Source organism: Bradyrhizobium sp. 18BD (assembly GCF_054185225.1).
Genome location: NZ_JAVAYL010000013.1, coordinates 247047 through 266135, shown reverse-complemented (window position 1 = coordinate 266135; position 19089 = coordinate 247047). Strand labels below are relative to the sequence as shown.

Genomic DNA, 19089 nt, shown 5'->3' with positions numbered 1-19089 from the left:
CGCAGGCTTGCACTCAACATCCTTCGATCTTGTCCCAGCCCAACCTCCATACGTCGAAAAATCAAGCGCGCCGGCTGGGACGACAGCTTCCTCCTCACCTTGTTTGGCCATATGCGATAGCCCTGCCCGCAAGGGGGAGGGTTAGGGAGAGGGGTAGCCCAGCAAAAGGTCTCGGTTGTTGAAGATGCACCGAGCGCCGGTGTGCGCTGGAGAGAATCCCCGTGTGGCACCCCCCTCCCTGCCCTCCCCCGCAAGGGGGGAGGGAACGGAGAGAGCATTGCCCTCGAGGATCTCAAATCACCGTCTCGCGCAGCACCCGGCGGCAATCCATCTCGTATTCGAGATCGACCACCGGCGGCCGGGCAAAATGCCAGGTCAGGCCGGAGCGCAGCGCGCCGCGGCGGACCAACTCATCGACCAGCGCGTGGTGGAAGTCGTGCACGGAATAGGCCTGCACGCCGGTCGTGTCCTTCCAGCCGAAGCCGAACGCCGTCATCCGGTTCTCCATCTGCGACGTCGTGGTGAAGCGCACCTTCTCGCGCAGGCCTTCCGGGCTGAGATCACGGTAGCGCACCGTGCGCTCGACATAGGTGCCGCTGCCCTCGCGCGCCTCGGCGCCGCCGGCGATCACGAAGGACGGCGCTTTCGATGTCGTCGGCCGCGTGAACGAGAACGCATAGAGCGACGGCTCAGCCGGCGGATCGACCTCGGGGCAGACATTGCTGCGCGCTACCGGATTGGTGGTGCCGTCGAAGATGCCCCATTCGGACAGCGTCTTCACATAATGCAGGTTGAACGCGCGAAAGCCTTCTTCGCTGAAGGCCGCCGGTGAGCGCAGCTCGCAGGCGCAGAACGCCGTCAGCGGACGCCCCGCCCCCTGGATGTATTTCGCGGCCAGCGCGAATCCTTCGGCGAGCGGCACCAGGCGATCGAACCGGACACGCTCGATCTCAAAACCATCGTCCGCAACAGCTCCGGCCGAATACTGGAACACGGACGGAATGAAGCGGTAATTGCCGGCGGCGAAATGACTGACCATGTCGAGCTCCTAGTCCAGTTGCATGCGAACGCCCTTGGCGCCGTTGAGCAGGCGCTTCAGGTGAAAACCCGCGAGGGAATCGTCGGCGTGCATGCCGACCAGCGCGGCGAAGGCCGGCATGGCTGCGGCATCGCCGGCTTCCATCTTGGCAAAAGCCTCGGAATAGAGCGCCGTCTCCGGCGCGTCGAATTTTTCCGGGAGCAGCGGCTCGAATGCTCGCAGCGGCTCGCTGCGTCCGCGCAGCATCAGCTCGCCCACGGGACGGCCCTGAAAATTCTCCGCCGCCTTGGCGACGCTGGCGCTGACGCAGATGCGCGTTCCCAGCTGCTTGTTGGCGGCTTCCAGCCGCGCCGCGATGTTGATGGAATCGCCATAGGCGGTGTAGTCGAAGAAGCGGTTGCCGCCGAAATTGCCGACCAGCGCGGGACCTGCGTGGATGCCGATGCGGGTGGTGCCGAAATTCACGCCCCTGGCCTTCTGGCGCGCGCAGAAATCCTGCGCCCAGGCGTCGAGATCATGGGCGCAGGCGACCGCGCGTGTCGCATAGTCCGGCTGATCGCCGGGCGCATTGAACAGCACCTGGATCGCATCACCGATGATCTTGGCGACCGTCCCTTCATGCGTGAAGACGACTTCGGTCATCCCGCCGACATACTCGTTGAGAAGCTCGCCCAGCGTCTCGGGCGGCGCGCTCTCGATCAGCGAGGTGAAGCCGGTGATATCGGTGAAGATGGTCGCGACATCGCGCCACTGCACCTGGATGCCCTCACCCTCGCCGCTCGCGGCGAGGCGCCTCGCAAGCTCGGGCGAGAAGTGGCGCGACAGCGCGGCATGGGCGCGCTCGGCCTCGATCTGGCGGCGCCGCACCTCGCGCAGCATCTCGATGTGGCGAATGGTCTTCTGGATCGTGGCTTCCAGATCGACGAAGTCGATCGGCTTGGTCAGGAAGTCGAACGCGCCGCGGTTCATCGCGGTGCGGATGTTGCTCATGTCGCCGTAGGCCGAAACGATGATCGTCGACTTCTTGTCCTCGGCCTCCTGCAGCTTCTGCAGCAGCGACAGCCCGTCCATGCGCGGCATGTTGATGTCCGAGACCACCATGTCGACATGCGGATTCTGCTCGAGCGATTGCAGCGCCTCCAGGCCGTCACGCGCGAACATGATGTCGATCAGCCCATCGCGGATTTGCCTGCGGAACTTTTGCAAGATCAGTGGTTCGAGATCCGGCTCGTCGTCGACGAAGAGAATGGTCGCAGTCATGCGGCTTGCTCGAGCCTCGTGTCGATCTGCTGCCGCAGCAGCGTAAAGTCGATCGGCTTTGTCAGGAGCCCCGTGGCGCCGCGCTCCATCGCCTTGCGGTGCGTCTCGGCGTCGCCATAGGCCGTGATCATGATGACCGGAACGTCCGGATGCTCGGCGCGCACCTTGGGCAGCATGTCGAGCCCGCTCATGCCGGGCATGTTGATGTCCGACAGGATCAGGATCAAAGCGGGATCGCGCACCTCGGCGGCGAGCTTCAGCGCATCGGGCGCGGATGGCGCGAATTCCATCTGGAAACGGCCGGCGCGCAGGTCGCGGCGAAACTGCTGCCGGAACAGCGCCTCGACATCGGGCTCGTCATCGACGACCAGGATATAAACGTTCACGTCCTGCCTCCGGGAGTGCCGCCTGCTGCCATCACGCGCGGCAGGGTTATGATGAACTCGGTGAACGCACCGGGTTCGGTGTTCACGTCGATGGTACCGCCGTGCTGTTTCACGACGATATCGTGGCTCATGGACAGGCCGAGGCCGGTGCCCTCGCCGGCCGGCTTGGTGGTGAAGAAGGGATTGAACATCTTCTCCTTCACCTCCAGCGGAATGCCGGTGCCGTTGTCGCGGATCCGGATCTCGACGGCGTTGCCGAGGTTCTTCGTCGACGCGCGCAAGGTGGGTTCAAACGCCTTTTCGGCATTCTCCTTGCGCCTCGTCGTCGCATAGAAGCCGTTAGAGACCAGATTGAGGACGACGCGCGTGATCTCCTGCGCGTAGATATCGGCCATGCCAGCGGCAGGGTCAAAGTCGCGTTCGAGCGTGACGTTGAAGGCGGGCCGTTCGGCACGCGCGCCGTGATAGGCCAGATTGAGACTCTCTTCCACGACCGCGTTGATATCGCTGGGGCGATGCTCGCCGGAGCCCTCGCGCGAATGCAGCAGCATGTTCCTGACGATGGAATCGGCACGCTTGCCGTGCTGCACCACCTTTTCGAGGTTGCTCTGGAGCATGCCGGTCAGCTCGTCGACCTCCTCCTTCGTCTTGCCGTCGAGCGCAGCCGATTCCAGCGTCTCATTGAGCTCGTCGATCAGCTCCGTCGATACCGAGGAGAAATTGTTGACGAAGTTGAGCGGATTCTTGATCTCATGGGCGATGCCCGCCGTGAGCTGGCCGAGGGAGGCGAGCTTCTCGGTCTGGACCAGGCGGTCCTGCGCGGCGCGCAGATCGTTCAGGGATTGCCGCAGTTCTCCGGTCCGCTGCTCGACCTTGTTCTCGAGGTCGGCGTAGGATTCCTGCAGGCGCCCGCCCATATGGTTGAACTGGTCCGCAAGCTCCTCGAGCTCGTCGCCGGTCTTGATCGAGATGCGCTGGGCGAAATCGCCGCCGCCGATCCGCTCGGCACCGCTGCGTAGCGCTTGGATCGGACCGACCATGCGGCGCGCCAGGAATATCCCGGCGAGCACGGCGAAGACCGACGCCGCCAGCAACACCAGTGCAAGCCGTTCCAGCGCGGCATAGAGCGCCGCATAGGCCTCCTCGACCGGCAGCTCGACGAACATGGTCCAATGCAGCGGCGCGATCGGAGCCGACGCGGTCAGCACCTTCTGACCCTGGATGTTGCGCGCCTCTGGAAGCGCGTCAGCCAGCGTGCCGTCACCTGTCAGGGCGGCGCGAACCTGCGCCAGATGAGACATGTCGGTGTTGCGCAGGACCAGGCTGATATCGGGATGCGCGATCAGGCGCCCCTCCGGGCCGACCACATAGGCGTGCCCATGCTCGCCGACCTTGATCTGGGACACGACGTCCCAGATCAGCTTGAGGTTCACCTCCGCGATGCTGACCCCGGCATCCTTGCGCGCCCCAGCCTGCGCCAGCGTCATGTAGGGCTCGGATTCCCGGCGGAAGTAGACCGGTCCGTAAAACACCTTGTGCGCGACCGCCTCGGTGAACTTGGGATCGTCCGACAGGTCGATCCCGCTATCGATCGCGTCCATCGCGAGCCGGGAGACCCGCAGCCGCTCCCGGCCGGTCGCATCGACCTGGGCGAGCTCGGTGATCGCGGGCACCTGGCGCAGCAGCCGCAACGCGTCGAACCGGCGCTCCTCGACCGAGCCCGCCGACCACGGCAGTTGCGTGGTCCAGCCGAGCTGGTTCTCGATCTCCTTGACGAATTGGCCGATCTTGGCCGCAGCCGCCTCGGCCTGCTCGTGCTGGACCCGGATCAGCGAGGCCTTGTGCTCGCGATAGTAAAAGAAGACCTCGAACAGGCCGTTCGCCAGCAGGGCGATGGCGACCACGGCCACGAACAGCCCGACATATTTGGTGAACAGCCGGATTCTGATCCCCCGTCCTGCCGCTTCGGGCACGACGCCATCCGCGGACGCGCTCGGCAGCGTCCTGGTTTGCGGGGTGTCGGGATGGAGGGAGAGGGTCATCCCGCCGAACCTAGCAAGAAGGCCGGACCTTGTCTCTTGCCGGCGCGGGAAGGGTCAATTCAGGCCTAACGGCACCCCAAGCCCCAGATACAAACAAAAAGGGCGGCAACGGATGGACCGCTGCCGCCCTATGGTTCGCCTGATTGCGGGCCTCAGGTCGGCCGCAGCGCCTTGGAGGAGTCGAGGTCGAGCTCATTGACCTGCTTGTTCCGATCGGAATCGGCCGCGGCGCGATGGTCGGTTGCCAGCACGACGTAAACGGCGGGCAGCACGAACAGCGTGAACAGCGTGCCGATCGACATGCCGGCGACGACGACCAGGCCGATCGAGAAGCGGCTGGCCGCGCCCGCACCGGTCGCGGTCAGCAGCGGGATCAGGCCGGTCACCATCGCGGCCGTCGTCATCAGGATCGGCCGGAGACGAATGCGGGCCGACATCTCGATGGCCGAGCGGCGGTCGAGCCGCTCGTTGACCTGGAGTTCGTTGGCAAACTCCACCATCAGGATGCCGTGCTTGGTGATCAGGCCGACCAGGGTGAGCAGACCGACCTGGGTGTAGATGTTCATGGTCGCCACGCCGAAGAACAGCGGGATCAGCGCGCCGACGATCGCCATCGGCACCGAGATCATGATCACGAACGGGTCGCGCAAGCTCTCGAACTGCGCCGCCAGCACCAGGAAGATGATGATCAGCGCGAAACCGAAGGTGATCGCGAGCTGGTTGCCTTCCTGCACGTACTGACGGGAGTCAGCCAGATAGTCGTGGCTGAAGCCCTGCGGCAGCTTCTTGGCTTCACCTTCGAGGAAGTCGACCGCGGCACCGATGGTCACACCGGGCATCGGCACGGCCGAGAACGTTGCCGAGTTCAGCTGATTATAATGCGTCAGCGAATTCGGATCGGTCTTGGTCTCGATCGACACCACCGTCGACAGCGGGAGCTGCTGGCCGGTGTTGGTCGTCACGTAGTAGCCGCCGAGCGATTCCGGCGAGAGCCGCTGGCCGCGCGGCACCTGCGGGATCACCTGGTAGGAACGGCCCTCAAGATTGAAGCGGTTGATGTAGTTGCCGCCGAGCAGCACCGCGAGCGTAGAGCCGAGGTTCTGCATGTTGATGCCGAGATCCTGGGCCTTGGTGCGGTTGATCGTCACCGTCACGTTCGGCTGGTTGTAGGCAAGGTCGCTGTCGGAGACGATGAACATGCCGCTCTGACGCGCGGCGGCCTTCAGCTTCTCCATCTGCTCAAACACCGTCTGGAAGCCGGCGGTGGAGTTGATCACCATCTGCACTGGCAGGCCGCCCGGTCCGCCCGGCAGCGGCGGCAGGTTGAACGCGAAGGCCTGCACGCCCTCGATCTTGGAGAGCTCGGCCTGCACCAGCGGCTTCAGCGCGATCGACGAGCGCTTGCGCTCCTCCCATGGCTTCAAGAGCATGCCGGCGATGCCGCCCTGCGGGCCGTTGATGCCGTTCAGCACGAAGCGCAGATCGGTCTCGGGGAATTTCTGGAATTCCTTGTCGAGCTTCTCGCCGTAGAAATCGACATAGTCGATATTGGCGTATTTCGGCGCCTTGGTCACCGCGAACACGATGCCCTGGTCCTCCTCAGGCGCCAGCTCCTTCGAGGTGTGCATGTAGAGGAAGCCGACGAGTCCGAGGATCGTGATCGCGAACAGGCCCGTGATCGCCTTGTAGTCGAGCGAGCGGTCGAGCTTGCGGCCGTACCAGCGCGTCATCGCGCCGAACACCCGGTTCACGAGCTTGGCGAAACGGCCCTCTTCGGTGTTCTTGAGCAGCACCGAGCACATCATCGGCGACAGCGTCAGCGCGATCACGCCCGACACGATCACCGAGCCGGCGAGCGTGAAGGCGAATTCACGGAACAGCGAGCCGGTGAGACCGCCGAGAAAACCAATCGGGGCGTAAACCGCCGCGAGCGTGATGGTCATGGAGATGACGGGGCCGACGATTTCGCGCGCGCCTTGCAGCGACGCCTGGACCGGTGTCTTCCCCTCCTCCAGATGTCGATGGATGTTCTCCACCACGACGATGGCGTCGTCGACCACGAGGCCGATCGCGAGCACCATCGCGAGCAGGGTCAGCAGGTTGAAGCTGAAGCCAAGGGCCAGCATCAGCGTGCAGACGCCGATCATCGACAACGGAATCGTGACGACGGGAATAATGACCGAGCGGAACGAGGCCAGGAAGAGGAAGATGACCACGATCACGATGATCACGGCTTCGCCCAGCGTCTTCTCCACCTCGTCGATCGAGGATTGGATGAACTTGGTCGAGTCGTAGGCGACCTTCATCTTCATCGACGGCGGCAGGTTGCGCTCGAGCTCGGGGAACAGCGCGCGCACGCCCTTGACCAGCGTCAGCGGATTGCCCTGCGGCGTTGCCTGCACGCCGATGAAGATCGCGTGCTCGCCGTTGAAGGCGACGCTGGCGTCCGTGCTTTGGGCAGCAAGCTCGACGGTGGCGATGTCCTCCATCCGGACGAAGCCGCCGTCCTTAGCCTTGACGATCATCTTCTTGAACTGGTTGACGTCGGTCAGGCCCGTATTCGTCGAGACGTTCGAGACGATCAGATAGCCCTTGGTCTGGCCCGCCGCGGACTGGAAGTTGTTGGCGGTGATCGCGGCGGCCACGTCCGCCGGCGACACGTTGCGACCGGCCATCTTCACCGGATCAAGCCACAGCCGCATCGCAAAGGTCTGGCCGCCGAGGATGTCGGCCGAGGCGACGCCGTCGACCGTCGACAGCACCGGCTGCACCACGCGCGTCAGATAGTCCGAGATCGCCGAGCCGGACAGCTCCTCGGAGGAGAAGCCGAGATACATCACGGCCGTGGTCTGGCCCGTGGTCTTGGTGACGATCGGGTCGTTGGATTCCTTCGGGATCAGGTACTTGACCGAGTTCGTCTTCGCCAGCACCTCGGTGAGCGCCTGGTTCGGGTCGAAGTTCAGCTTGATGTAGACCTGGATCGTCGAGGTGCCGAGCACGGAGGACGAGGTGATGTAGTCCACGCCCTCGGCGGAGGCGACCGCCTGCTCGATCGGCGTGGTGATGAAGCCCTGGATCAAATCCGCGGACGCGCCGGGATAGACGGTCGTGATGTTGATGACCGTGTTCGACAGCTTCGGATATTGCCGGATCGGCAGCACCATCGCCGCGCGCAGACCGATCAACAGGATCAGCAGGCTGACGACGACCGACAGAACCGGGCGCTTGATGAAAATATCGGTAAGGGCCATCGCGGCGATCTCGATTTCTTTGTCTTCAGAAAAGTGATCCGGCCGGGCCGGATCACTTCGATGTATGGGATCAGTAACGAGGCGGCTGCGCCGGGATCTGCGGTGCCGGGTCGGTCGAGATCGACACCGGCGCACCCGATTGCAGCTTGAGCTGGCCGACGGCGACGACCTTGTCGCCGGCCTTCAGACCCTTGACGATTTCGACGCGACCCTCGACGCGGTTGCCGGTCTGCACGAAGGTGCGCACCGCCGAGAGACTGGTCTTGCCGTCCTCTTCCTTCTTCTCGGCGATCACGAACACGGAGTCGCCGTACAGCGTGTAGTCGACCGCCGTCTCCGGAACGGTGATCACGGCCGGCTTGTCCGGCAGCACCACCGTCGTGGTCACGAACATGCCGGGCTTCAGGATCTTCTCGGGATTGGCGATCGTCGCCTGCACGCGGATGTTGCGGGTGTCGGTGGCGATCTGCGGCTCGATCGTCGTGACCTTGCCCTCGAAGATACGGCCCGGATAGGCGTCGACCTTCAGCCGGACCGTCTGGCCGACCTTCAGGTTGGCGGAATCCTTTTCCGTCACGGTGAAGTTAGCCCACAGCTCCGACAGATCGGTCAGCGACACGATCGCCGTACCGGCCGTCAGATACTGGCCGAGCTCGACCTTGCGGACGCCGAGATCGCCGGAGAACGGCGCACGCACGAGCTTTTGCGAGATCAGCGCCTCGGTCTTGGCGATGCCGGCCTGCGCCTGGTCGTAGGCCGCCTGCGCGGTATCGACGGTCGCCTGCGGACCGAACTGGCGCGACGCCAGCTGCTTGGCGCGGTCGAGCGAGAGCTGCGCCACGGTCGCCTGCGCCTTGTAGTTGGCGAGATCGCCCTGATCGGGCGCGTCGAACAGCTGCACCAGCGGCATGCCGGCTTCGACATGCGCGCCCGGCTCGAACTTGATCTCGGTGACGCGGCCGTTGACGTCGGCGCTGACGTCGACCTGATGCACGGCGACGAGGCCGCCGACTGCGGTCAGCAGGTTCGGCACCACTTCCGACTTCGCCTCGGCGGCGCTGACGGCGGTCGGCGGCGGCTTGTTGTTGGCGAAGAACTGCTTGATCATCTGGCCGCGGAAATAATTGAACCAGACGAGGCCACCGACGAGCGCGCCGAGAAGCGTGCCGACGATGATGAACCACAGCACCGGCCGGACCGGCCGCTTGGGAGCCTTGTTGTCGATCGGTTCGCCCGAAATCTTGTGTTCGGTTACGATGTTCATTGTCATGCGCTTTCTGCAATCGCCGCCTTGCTCACACCCGCGGCCAGATCGTGGCCCAGATGCGAAGCAATTGCGGCGTCGTTAAGTCCGATACCCCTCAGGAGAAACTCACAGAGCTGGCGTTCCAGGTCGTTCGCCTTGCCGTAAGCAAGACAGGGCGTGGCCGGCAGTCTGGTCAGCGCCGCCGTCATCACCGAATGATGCGCGAACCAGAAAAGGTTGAGTGGATCGCCAGTGCAGGGCCGCGCGTCGCCGGCGGCCACCGCACGCTCGAGCGAGGCGACGAAGACCGCCCCGATCAGCTTCTCGATCTTGGCATATAGCAGACGGGCGAATTCCCCGTCATCCAGATGGCTGGTGGCCATCAGTCGCAGGCGCTGCGCCTCTTCCTGGTCGGGACCATCAGCGATGTGGAGGAAGTGCTGGACCATGCCGCGGATCAGTTCGACCAGGGCGGCCGTCGACGGCTCCCGCTCGAGCAGCTCCATCAAGGCCGGGTCCGCCTCGCACTCGTCGGTCAGGATCTCGGCGTAGAGCGCCGCCTTGGACGGGAAGTGCTTGAACAGCAGCGCTTCGGAAATGGCAGCGGCGGCAGCCACGCTCTTCGTTGTGGTGCCGTTATAGCCGTGTCGGGAAAAGCAGCGTTTCGCGGCACCGAGGATCAACTGACGCCTCAGGTCGCTCGTCATACGCAGTGAGCTCATGCTAGTGAGTAAGCACTCACCCACGCAAAAGTCAAGCAATATGCTGCATCGCAACCAGAATGCGTTGTAATTTCAGTGGAAATTGGCCGCGCCTGCACGGCTCGCGAGCAGGATCACGTCCTTAAGGCCAAGCCGACAGCATCGACCTAGATCGGCTGGAAGCCGAGGTCGCCACGGATTCGGTTGACGATGTAGGTCCCGTCCCGGGTGGGCAGGATCCGCTCCAGGCTGGCGCTGTCGATCTTCACATTGGCAAAGCGCGGCCCGGCCGAGACGTCGTGGACCGCTTTCGCGAAAGCCTCCACCTCGGCCATGGTCGAGATCGACTGGCTGTCCTTGATGCCGCAGGCCTTGGCAACACCGACGAGGTCGGCGGCGGCCGCAGTGTGGCTGGTCTGGCCGCCGGTCTCGCCATAGGCCTCGTTGTCCAGGACCACGATCGAAAGGTTGGACGGCTTCTGCAGGCCGATGGTGGCAAGGCTGCCCATCCCCATCAGCATCTCGCCGTCGCCGGTGATGACCAGCACCGGCAGCGTCGGCTGCGCCAGCGCGAGCCCCAGCCCGATCATCGCAGCGCCGCCCATGCCGCCCCAGAGATAGAAATTGCGGGCGTGGTCGCCGGCGGCACACATGTCGTTGGTGGAGGCGCCCAGGCCGCCGATCGCGACGATGTCCTTGCGGTTCGCCAGCAGCGCGGAGACCACCTGACGGCGGTCGAGGAGATTGGCCTTGCTCATTTGATGAAAACCTTGGCGCCGATCAGGCGCTGCGACAGCAGGACGGCGGTGGGCGTGAGCGCGTTGTAGGCCTGGGCTGCAGCAGCCTCCAGCACGGCCGGCACCTCGGCCGCGTTCGAGGCGCGCAGCACCTGGACGCCCGACAGCTCGAACACGCCCTGCGTGGTCGATCCCATCGGCACCTGCCACGGATTGAACTCGCCCCACTCGCCACGCATGGTCACGAGCGTGAGGAACGGAAAGCGCAGGATCGGGATCAGCGACAGCATGTTGATGCAATTGCCGACGCCGCTCGACTGCATCAGCAGCACGCCGCGCTGTCCTCCAGTCCAGGCGCCGGCGAGCAGCGCCACGCCCTCCTCTTCCGTCGTCAGCGGAATGCCGCGCATCGTGGAGGAGCCCAGCACGCGCTGGATCAGCTTCGAATGGCCGGCGTCGGGCACGTAAGGCACCTGCCGGACGTCGAAGCGTTGCAATGTCGCGAAGATATCGTCGGGCCAAAGAGTACTAGACTCGGCGCCTGTGTCGGCAGCGTCAGCGCGGGCGTGCATTTTCCTGTCCGGTCGGCTTGCAAATCACGGCACGACTGTAGACGGTGATCGGAGCCGCTCGAAAGAGCGAAAACAGCATAACGGTCTCAACCGGCGAGTATGGCGGATGAACGCAAGTGCGAAAGAACTGGCGGCCAATTTCGACCTGGAGAAATTGACAGCGGAATTCTACGACGATCCCTATCCGACCTATCGTGCACTGCGGGAGAGCGAGCCGGTCAAGCGCCTGCCGAACGGCACCGTGTTCCTGACCCGCTATGACGATCTCGTCACCACTTACAAGAACACCAAGTCGTTCAGCTCGGACAAGAAGCGCGAGTTCGCGCCGAAATACGGCGACACGCCGCTCTACGAGCACCACACCACCAGCCTCGTCTTCAACGACCCGCCCGCGCATACCCGCGTGCGCCGCCTGATCATGGGCGCGCTGTCGCCGCGCGCAATCGCAGGCATGGAGCCCGACATCGTCAAGCTGGTCGACGGCCTGCTCGACGCCATCGCCGCCAAGGGCCATTGCGAGCTGATCGAGGATTTCGCCGCCTCGATCCCGATCGAGGTGATCGGCAATCTGCTCGACGTGCCCCATGAGGAGCGCACGCCGCTGCGCGACTGGTCGCTGGCGATCCTCGGCGCGCTCGAGCCGGTGGTGTCGCCGGACGTCGCCGCGCGCGGCAACAAGGCGGTGACGGATTTTCTCGGCTATCTCCAGACGCTGGTTGCGCGCCGGCGCGAGCGACCGGGCAATCCCGAGCGCGACGTGCTGACGCGTCTCATCCAGGGCGAGGAGAACGGTGAACGGCTGACCGAGAAGGAGTTGCTGCACAATTGCATCTTCCTGCTCAATGCCGGCCACGAGACCACGACGAACCTGATTGGCAACGGTCTCGTCGCGCTGCACCGGAACCCGGACCAGAAGCAGCGGCTGATCGGCAACTCCGACCTGATCAAGACCGCGGTCGAGGAGATGCTGCGCTACGAGAGCTCGAACCAGCTCGGCAACCGCATGACCACCGAGCAGGTCGAGCTCGGCGGCGTCATGCTCGAGGCCGGGACGTCGGTGACGTTGTGCATCGGCGCTGCCAACCGCGACCCCGCGCAGTTTCCGGACCCTGAAAGCTTCGACGTCGCGCGCACGCCGAACCGGCATCTTGCGTTCGCCACCGGCGCGCATCAATGCGCCGGCATGGCGCTGGCGCGGCTGGAGGGTGCGATTGCGATCTCGCGCTTCCTGGCGCGCTTCCCGAACTATGCCGTCAGCGGCCAGCCGGTGCGGGGCGGACGGGTGCGGTTCCGCGGATTTTTGAGCGTGCCCTGCGCGATCGGCTGAGGGCTCAAAACAAAAAGTCGAAAACAACCCCATGCACAGTAGAGGCTGGGTCGACCAACGACACCCTGTGGTGCTGCAGAACCATCTGACGTTGCGCGCAAATCGGGCCGCACCGCGCCATTGGCGCATGTGGGCTTCCAGGAGGGCAGGCTGATACCCAAATCATGCTGAAGGCCGCCGATGCAGTCGGTTGCCGCCCCCGCGCGCCGCAATGGAGTGACGACAGATGAGCTCGTCGGTCATTGATTTCATCGCAACGGAAGCACGCTTTGGGGCCCGTAACTACGAGCCGATCGGGGTCGTTTTGTCGCGCGGCGAAGGCGTCTGGGTCTGGGATACCGACGGCAACCGTTATCTCGATTGCCTCTCGGCCTATTCGGCGGTCAGCCAGGGCCACTGCCACCCCAAGATCCTGGCTGCGATGGTCGAACAGGCGCACAGGTTGACGCTCACCTCGCGCGCCTTCCACAACGACCAGCTCGCCTTGTTCTACGAGGAGATCGCAGCGCTCACCGGTTCCCATAAGGTGCTGCCGATGAACAGCGGCGCGGAGGCGGTCGAAAGCGCGATCAAGTCGGTCCGCAAATGGGGCTATGAGGTGAAGGGCGTGGCGGACGGCCAGGCCGAGATCATCGTCTGCGCCAACAATTTCCACGGACGCACGCTGGGCATCGTCGGCTTTTCAACCGACCCCGAGACACGCACGCATTTCGGGCCGTTCGCGCCGGGCTTCAAGATCATCCCGTTCGGCGACGCCGCGGCGCTGGAGGAGGCAATGACCCCAAACACAGTCGCCTTTCTGGTCGAGCCGATCCAAGGCGAAGCCGGTGTCGTCATTCCTCCAGCCGGATATTTCACGAAGGTGCGGGAGCTCTGCACCACCAATCATGTGATGCTGGTGCTCGACGAGATCCAGACCGGGCTCGGCCGCACCGGCAAGCTGCTCGCCGAACAGCACGAGGGAATCGAGGCGGACGTGACGCTGCTCGGCAAGGCCCTGTCCGGCGGCTTCTACCCGGTGTCGGCGGTGCTCTCCAACAGCGACGTGCTCGGGACCTTGAGACCCGGGCAGCATGGTTCGACCTTCGGCGGCAACCCGCTTGCCTGCGCGGTGGCGCGGGCGGCGATGCGTGTGCTGGTCGAGGAAGGTATGATCGAGAACGCGGCCAGGCAGGGCGCGCGCTTTCTGGAAGGCTTGAAAAACATTCGCGCCAACACGATCCGCGAGGTGCGCGGGCGCGGCCTGATGCTGGCGGTCGAGCTGCATCCCGAGGCCGGCCGCGCTCGCCGCTACTGCGAGGCGCTCCAGGGCAAGGGCATCCTCGCCAAGGATACCCATGAGCACACGATCCGCATCGCTCCGCCGCTGGTGATCACCAGCGATCAGGTCGACTGGGCGCTGGAGCGCTTTGCCACGACCCTCACGCAGGATTTCTCATGAGGCTGCTTGCATCGGAAGATCGAATTGCCGGCCCCGGCCAACGACGAGTTAGCGGCCCGGCCAGAACCGGACTCGTGCAGCGCAGCAAATAGTGACGCGCATGATCCCGGCAACCGGATGAACGGGGTGCGTGGAACCTATCGGGGCGACGGACGTTTTGTCCGCGAATGAGCAGCGCCGTGCCCGGCGCAGCAAGCGCCGAGGCCGACGGCGTTGAGCTGCGCGGATCGGAGAAATGCTCATGAGACTCACTCTTTCAGTCATCAAAGCTGACGTTGGCTCCGTTGGCGGGCATACGAAACCGTCTTCACGCATGATCGCAGTTGTTGAGGGCGAGGTTGCCAAGGCGATCTGCAATGGTCTGCTGATCGACGCCTTCATCTGCCACACCGGCGACGACATTGCGATCATCATGACGCATACACGGGGCGAAGGAAGCTCCGAGGTCCATCAACTCGCCTGGAAGACGTTCCTCGCGGCCACCTCGGTCGCGAAAACCTCCGGACTCTATGGCGCTGGCCAGGATCTTCTCGCCGACGCGCCTTCCGGGAACATTCGCGGCGCCGGCCCAGGCGTCGCCGAGCTCAGCTTCGACCACAGCCTCTCCGGCGTGCGACCCGCTGAGTCCTTCATGGTGTTCGCGGCCGACAAATGCGGCCCCGGCGCCTACAACCTGCCGCTCTATCTCGCCTTTGCCGACCCAATGTACTGCGCCGGGCTGATGCTTCCTCCGATGATCAAGGGATTCCGTTTCCATGTCATCGACATGGACAACACCGCCGGCGACAGCCTACTCGAGCTCGACGCACCCGCCGACAGCTACCACATTGCCGCCCTGCTTCGCGACAACGAGCGCTTCGGCATCGATCGCATCGTTTCTCGAACCCATGGCGAGGTCGTCGTGGCCGTTTCGGCACAGCGCCTCCACGCGATCGCAGGCAAGTACACGGGCAAGGATGATCCAGTCGCGATCGTCAGGAACCAGGGGATTTTCCCGGCTCCGGAGGAAATACTCTCGCCGTTCGCCAAAGCGCACTTCGTGGGCGGCGATGCACGCGGCTCGCATGTGATGCCGCTCATGCCGGTGCCACTCAACACGCCCGTTACCGGCATGTACTGCCTGCCGATCGTTTCTTGCGTCGGCTTTTCGATCGACAGGGAAGGCCGCTTTGCCGAGTCCTACACCGATTTCTTCGACAACCCGGCATGGGATGAGGTCCGCCGGTGCGCCCAGCGCAAGGCCATCGAGATGCGCAGCCAAGGCTGGTCAGGCGCCGCCATGCTCCCCTATTCCGAACTGGAATATGGCGGCTTCCGCGACACCGTGTCCGGACTGCTGAAGCGTTTTCGACTGCGCGACGACCGCAAGCCGGAAGCGGCCGAGTAGCGACCGTCTCCAATCAGAAGCCGGAGCGACGTTCACCGTTCAATCGACAGATGCAGACGCTATGACGACATGCCGATCCGGGAGGTGGATATGGCCAAAAGACGCATCGGCATTCTCACGGGCGGCGGCGACGTCGCCGGCCTCAATGCAGTCATCAAGAGCGTGACTTATCGCGGCAGTGAGGACGACATCGAGGTTGTCGGCCTGCGCCGTGGTTGGGAGGCCCTCACGCACCTGAACCTCGACGACCCAAACAGCAGGTCCCACTACGTCATCCCGCTGAACCGTGAAAACACTCGAACCATCGACCGGCGCGGCGGCACCGTGCTGCACTCGAGCCGCGTCAATCCCTCCAAAATACAAAAGCTGCCCGATCATCTCGTCGGCAATGATGTTCCGGTCTCGCTGAGCACAAACGGCGGCATCGCGACAAAGACGTGGGACCTCACCAGCCGGGTGCTCGCCAACCTTTCGGGACTTGGCATCGAACACCTGATCGCCATTGGCGGCGACGACACGCTCAGTTATGCGGCCAAGCTCAACGAACTCGGCGTCAAGATCATCGCCATCCCGAAGACGATGGATAATGATGTCCACAACACCGAGTACTGCATCGGCTTCTCGACCGCGATCACCCGCGCCAGCGATGCCATCCAGCGGCAGCGCACCACCGTCGGCTCGCATGAGCGAATTGGCATTTTCCGCGTCTTTGGCCGCGATGCCGGATTTACGGCACTCTACACCGCGTATGCGACCTCGATACGATGTGTCATACCGGAGTATAAGGTCGACCTCGACAAGCTGATCCGGTTGCTCATCGAGGACAAGCGCGCCAATCCAAGCAACTACGCGCTGATCGTGCTCAGCGAGGGAGCTCAGTGGGAAGGCCACAAGCTGCGGGAATACGGCGAGCCTGACGCCTACGGTCACCGCAAGAAGGCCAACGTGGCGGAATCGCTTGCCGACGAGATCAAGCAGCGCACCGGCGAGGAGACGATCACCTCCGACCTCACCTACGATTTGCGATCGGGCGATCCGGACTTCATCGACAAGCTTGTGGCCCTGACTTTCGGTAACATGGCCTACGATGCCATGCTACAAAGCAAGACCGGCCTCATGTCGGCGCTGGTCGAGGGCCGCTACGACCTCGTGCCGATCCCTGACGCCAAGCTCGGTCCGCGCAAATTGGACGTTGCGAGCAGCTACAACACGGAGCGCTACCGCCCCATCTACGCCAACAAACAGGGACTGCCGATCTTTCTCAATCGCGCGTCTTAGCGTGCCGGACCGGGCGAGCCAGCAGTAAGTCCGACCAATGTCCGTTCTGCCGCTGAAAGCGGAAGTCAATGCAGAGGGCTCACGCTAACGGCCGCCAAGCTGGGGCGAACCCGCGCTGGACGAGTTCTATGCCACGCTGAACGGCGAGCGGAAGGCGCGCTTCGGCGCGCTGCAACAGGTCATCAGCACCCTGCCCGCAATTGGCTCAAGCTGGACGGCCGCCTGAAATCGACTGGGCGCTGGAGCGGCTCGCCACCACCCTGAGGCAGGATTTCTCTTGAGACTGCCTGCGTCGGAAGACCGCAATGCCGGCGATGGCCAACCACGAACGATTCCGCCAGCCGCGCGTTGAACGTCGTGGGCTATTACGAGCTGGGAGCGACAATCATGCTTCCGCGTGGCGTTTGCCTGACGGCTATTTTGGTTGGTGTTTCGATGCTGGCGGCGAGCATCAGTGCGTTCGCCCAAGGACCCGGCCAGGGACATGGAAGGGGCGGGCCACCCGGCCCAGCGCCGGCGGCACGGCCAGCAGCACCACCGGCCATGGCGCGTCCAGCGCCGCCGCCAGCCATGGCGCGTCCCGCCGCGCCGGCATTCCATCCCCCGGCCATGCCGCAGCGGCCGGCGATGGCGCCACATCCCGCGCCGCATATCGCCTCGCCGCCACCGCGTCCGACCCCGCATTTCGCTGCACCGCCGCGGGCGGCCCCGCACATAGCGGCGCCGCGGCCTGAATTCCACCGGGCGCCGGCAGCACCGCAACGTCCGACCATGGCACCCCGGCCGACGCCGCAGATCGCGGCCCCCTCGCGGCCCAGCGGACCGCCGACCGCGAGCGAGCGGCTGTCGCGGCGAGATCAGATCGAACAGCGCGCGCAACAGCGCCAGCAGCAAATCCAGCAGCGCCAGCAGATCGTGCAGCAGCGGCAGCGCGAGCTGCTGTCGCGCCAGACGACGGAACGCCAGACCCGCATCGATCGCCTGCAGCAGCGCGTGCAGCAACTCCAGTCGCAGAAACCGGAAGGCGCGCGGGCGTTGCGCGAGCAGCAGCGGACGCTCCAGACGCAGAACCGCTTGCTTGACCGTGAGCAGCGCGCTCAGCAAAGCGATCTGGCACGCCAACAGCGACTTGGACTGCAAGCTCCGACCGGGCGGACGCCGGCGATTGCGGCCGCTGCCCAGGCCGCCCAGCGCGGACGGTTTGCCGAGCGCTTCCGCGAGCAGGCCCCTGCGCAAGCCCAGGCGGCGCTCACCACCCGCCAGAGCGGCTGGGCTCCCCGGCAGGCCTGGCGACATCGCCATCCCGCGGTGTTCGTGGCTTGGCTTGGGCCCGTGTTCTGGCCTTACGCCTATTCCGACATTTTCGACTACACCTTCTGGTCCTATGCCTACGAGCCCGGCTATTGGGCGTACGCGTATGACGACCTCGTCGACACCGTGTTCTGGGGTGATGGCGGCCCCTATTCCGCCTATGCCAGCACCAACCCGTATGACTACCCGCAAGCGGGCGGCGGCCGCTCGCGTCCGCGCGCCAGCGTGAGCCCGCAGGCGCTCCAGCAATTGTGCGGCAGACCAGACAGGGGCGTCACCGCCTGGCCGTTGGCCGATATCGCGCGAGCCGTGCGGCCGACGCCGGAGCAACGCGCGCTGCTCGACGAGTTGAAGACCGCAGCGGCCAAGGCTGCCGATGTGTTCAAGGATTCCTGTGCAGAGACCTATGCACTGACTCCGCCGGGCCGCCTGCGTGCGATGATGAATCGCGTCAGCGCGACGCTGGAGGCCGTCAAGATCGTGCGACCGGCACTGGAGGCTTTTTACAACTCGCTCAGTGACGAACAGCAGGCCCGCTTCAACGCGCTCGGCCCCAACGTCGGCGAGCGCTCGTCCCAGCAGCAGGAAGCCAGCGCGCAAAGCTGCGGCGATCCCAAGTCCGGCCTGACCGAGTTGCCAATCCAGAGGATCGAGGCCGTGCTCCACCCCGCAGGCAAGCAGAAGGAGGCGCTCGATCGCCTCAGTGAAGCGACGGCGAAGGGCGTTCAGGACCTGCAGGCGGCCTGCCCCAATGATGTGCCCCTGACCCCGGTCGGACGGCTCGAGGCGATGCAGCACCGGCTGGAGGCCATGCTGACGGCCGCCAAGCTGGTCGAGCCTGCCCTGGACGAGTTCTATACCACGCTGAGCAGCGAACAGAAGGCGCGCTTTAACACGCTGCAACAGGTCGCAGATCAGTGAGGGGGTGCGTTCTCTCGTTGCAATTTGCGCAGCGCCCAAACGACGCTGGGTGACGTAATCGCTCTGCTTCAAAGCTCAACGAGACCGGGCATATCCCCGCCGCGGCCTCTGTGAGAGTGCAGTGACTCGCAAACGATAGCCTCGTGCCGGTACCACGCGGAAATCATCTTCCGCCCGGCATCATTGGTGC

The 19089-nt window shown here is 64.5% G+C and carries 14 protein-coding genes and 1 pseudogene; 6 read left to right on the top strand and 9 right to left on the bottom strand.

Annotated features, from left to right (window positions below; translation table 11 throughout):
- A pseudogene (locus tag RAD16_RS24160) lies at positions 1-120 on the top strand (ISAs1 family transposase); the annotation flags it as partial.
- A gap of 172 nt (positions 121-292) precedes the next feature.
- Here RAD16_RS24160 and cnbZ read toward each other — a convergent pair.
- The 9 genes from cnbZ to RAD16_RS24115 all read right to left on the bottom strand — a co-directional run bounded on the left by cnbZ (position 293) and on the right by RAD16_RS24115 (position 11234).
- Complete coding sequence (cnbZ, locus tag RAD16_RS24155) at positions 293-1039, bottom strand: 2-amino-5-chloromuconate deaminase CnbZ (RefSeq protein ID WP_458160339.1); 747 nt, start codon at positions 1037-1039, stop codon at positions 293-295.
- A gap of 9 nt (positions 1040-1048) precedes the next feature.
- Entirely contained in the window at positions 1049-2299 is a 1251-nt protein-coding gene (locus RAD16_RS24150; RefSeq protein ID WP_458160338.1) for an adenylate/guanylate cyclase domain-containing protein, read from the bottom strand.
- Complete coding sequence (locus RAD16_RS24145; protein WP_458160337.1) at positions 2296-2685, bottom strand: response regulator; 390 nt, start codon at positions 2683-2685, stop codon at positions 2296-2298. Before RAD16_RS24145 ends, RAD16_RS24150 begins: the two co-directional genes overlap by 4 nt.
- Positions 2682-4727, bottom strand: a complete 2046-nt coding sequence (locus tag RAD16_RS24140) for a sensor histidine kinase (protein WP_458160336.1) — start codon at positions 4725-4727, stop codon at positions 2682-2684. Before RAD16_RS24140 ends, RAD16_RS24145 begins: the two co-directional genes overlap by 4 nt.
- A gap of 152 nt (positions 4728-4879) precedes the next feature.
- Positions 4880-7978, bottom strand: a complete 3099-nt coding sequence (locus tag RAD16_RS24135; RefSeq protein ID WP_458160335.1) for a MexW/MexI family multidrug efflux RND transporter permease subunit — start codon at positions 7976-7978, stop codon at positions 4880-4882.
- Between the two features lie 70 nt (positions 7979-8048).
- Positions 8049-9242, bottom strand: a complete 1194-nt coding sequence (locus tag RAD16_RS24130) for an efflux RND transporter periplasmic adaptor subunit (RefSeq protein WP_458160351.1) — start codon at positions 9240-9242, stop codon at positions 8049-8051.
- A 2-nt stretch (positions 9243-9244) separates the two neighbouring features.
- A complete protein-coding gene (locus RAD16_RS24125) occupies positions 9245-9931 on the bottom strand; it encodes a TetR/AcrR family transcriptional regulator (protein ID WP_458160334.1) in 687 nt (228 codons plus the stop codon).
- A 161-nt stretch (positions 9932-10092) separates the two neighbouring features.
- On the bottom strand, positions 10093-10683 hold the full coding sequence (locus RAD16_RS24120) for a thiamine pyrophosphate-dependent enzyme (RefSeq protein WP_458160333.1): 591 nt from the start codon (positions 10681-10683) through the stop codon (positions 10093-10095).
- The gene (locus RAD16_RS24115) at positions 10680-11234 is read right to left on the bottom strand and encodes a phosphonopyruvate decarboxylase (protein WP_458160332.1); all 555 of its coding nucleotides are present in this window, start codon (positions 11232-11234) and stop codon (positions 10680-10682) included. The genes RAD16_RS24120 and RAD16_RS24115 overlap by 4 nt, the downstream gene beginning before the upstream one ends.
- Before the next feature lie 106 nt (positions 11235-11340).
- Between RAD16_RS24115 and RAD16_RS24110 the strand changes: the two genes are divergently transcribed.
- From RAD16_RS24110 to RAD16_RS24090, 5 genes are all read left to right on the top strand, one after another.
- Positions 11341-12561 carry a cytochrome P450 gene (locus RAD16_RS24110; protein ID WP_458160331.1) on the top strand — a complete coding sequence of 407 codons (1221 nt, stop codon included), beginning with the start codon at positions 11341-11343 and terminating at the stop codon, positions 12559-12561.
- Positions 12562-12787: 226 nt separating this feature from the next.
- Positions 12788-14002, top strand: a complete 1215-nt coding sequence (gene rocD, locus RAD16_RS24105; protein WP_458160330.1) for an ornithine--oxo-acid transaminase — start codon at positions 12788-12790, stop codon at positions 14000-14002.
- Positions 14003-14237: 235 nt separating this feature from the next.
- A complete protein-coding gene (locus RAD16_RS24100) occupies positions 14238-15389 on the top strand; it encodes a fructose 1,6-bisphosphatase (protein ID WP_458160329.1) in 1152 nt (383 codons plus the stop codon).
- 69 nt (positions 15390-15458) lie between these two features.
- Positions 15459-16667 carry a 6-phosphofructokinase gene (locus tag RAD16_RS24095; RefSeq protein WP_458160328.1) on the top strand — a complete coding sequence of 403 codons (1209 nt, stop codon included), beginning with the start codon at positions 15459-15461 and terminating at the stop codon, positions 16665-16667.
- Positions 16668-17438: 771 nt separating this feature from the next.
- Positions 17439-18899, top strand: a complete 1461-nt coding sequence (locus RAD16_RS24090) for a Spy/CpxP family protein refolding chaperone (protein ID WP_458160327.1) — start codon at positions 17439-17441, stop codon at positions 18897-18899.
- Positions 18900-19089: the final 190 nt, after the last annotated feature.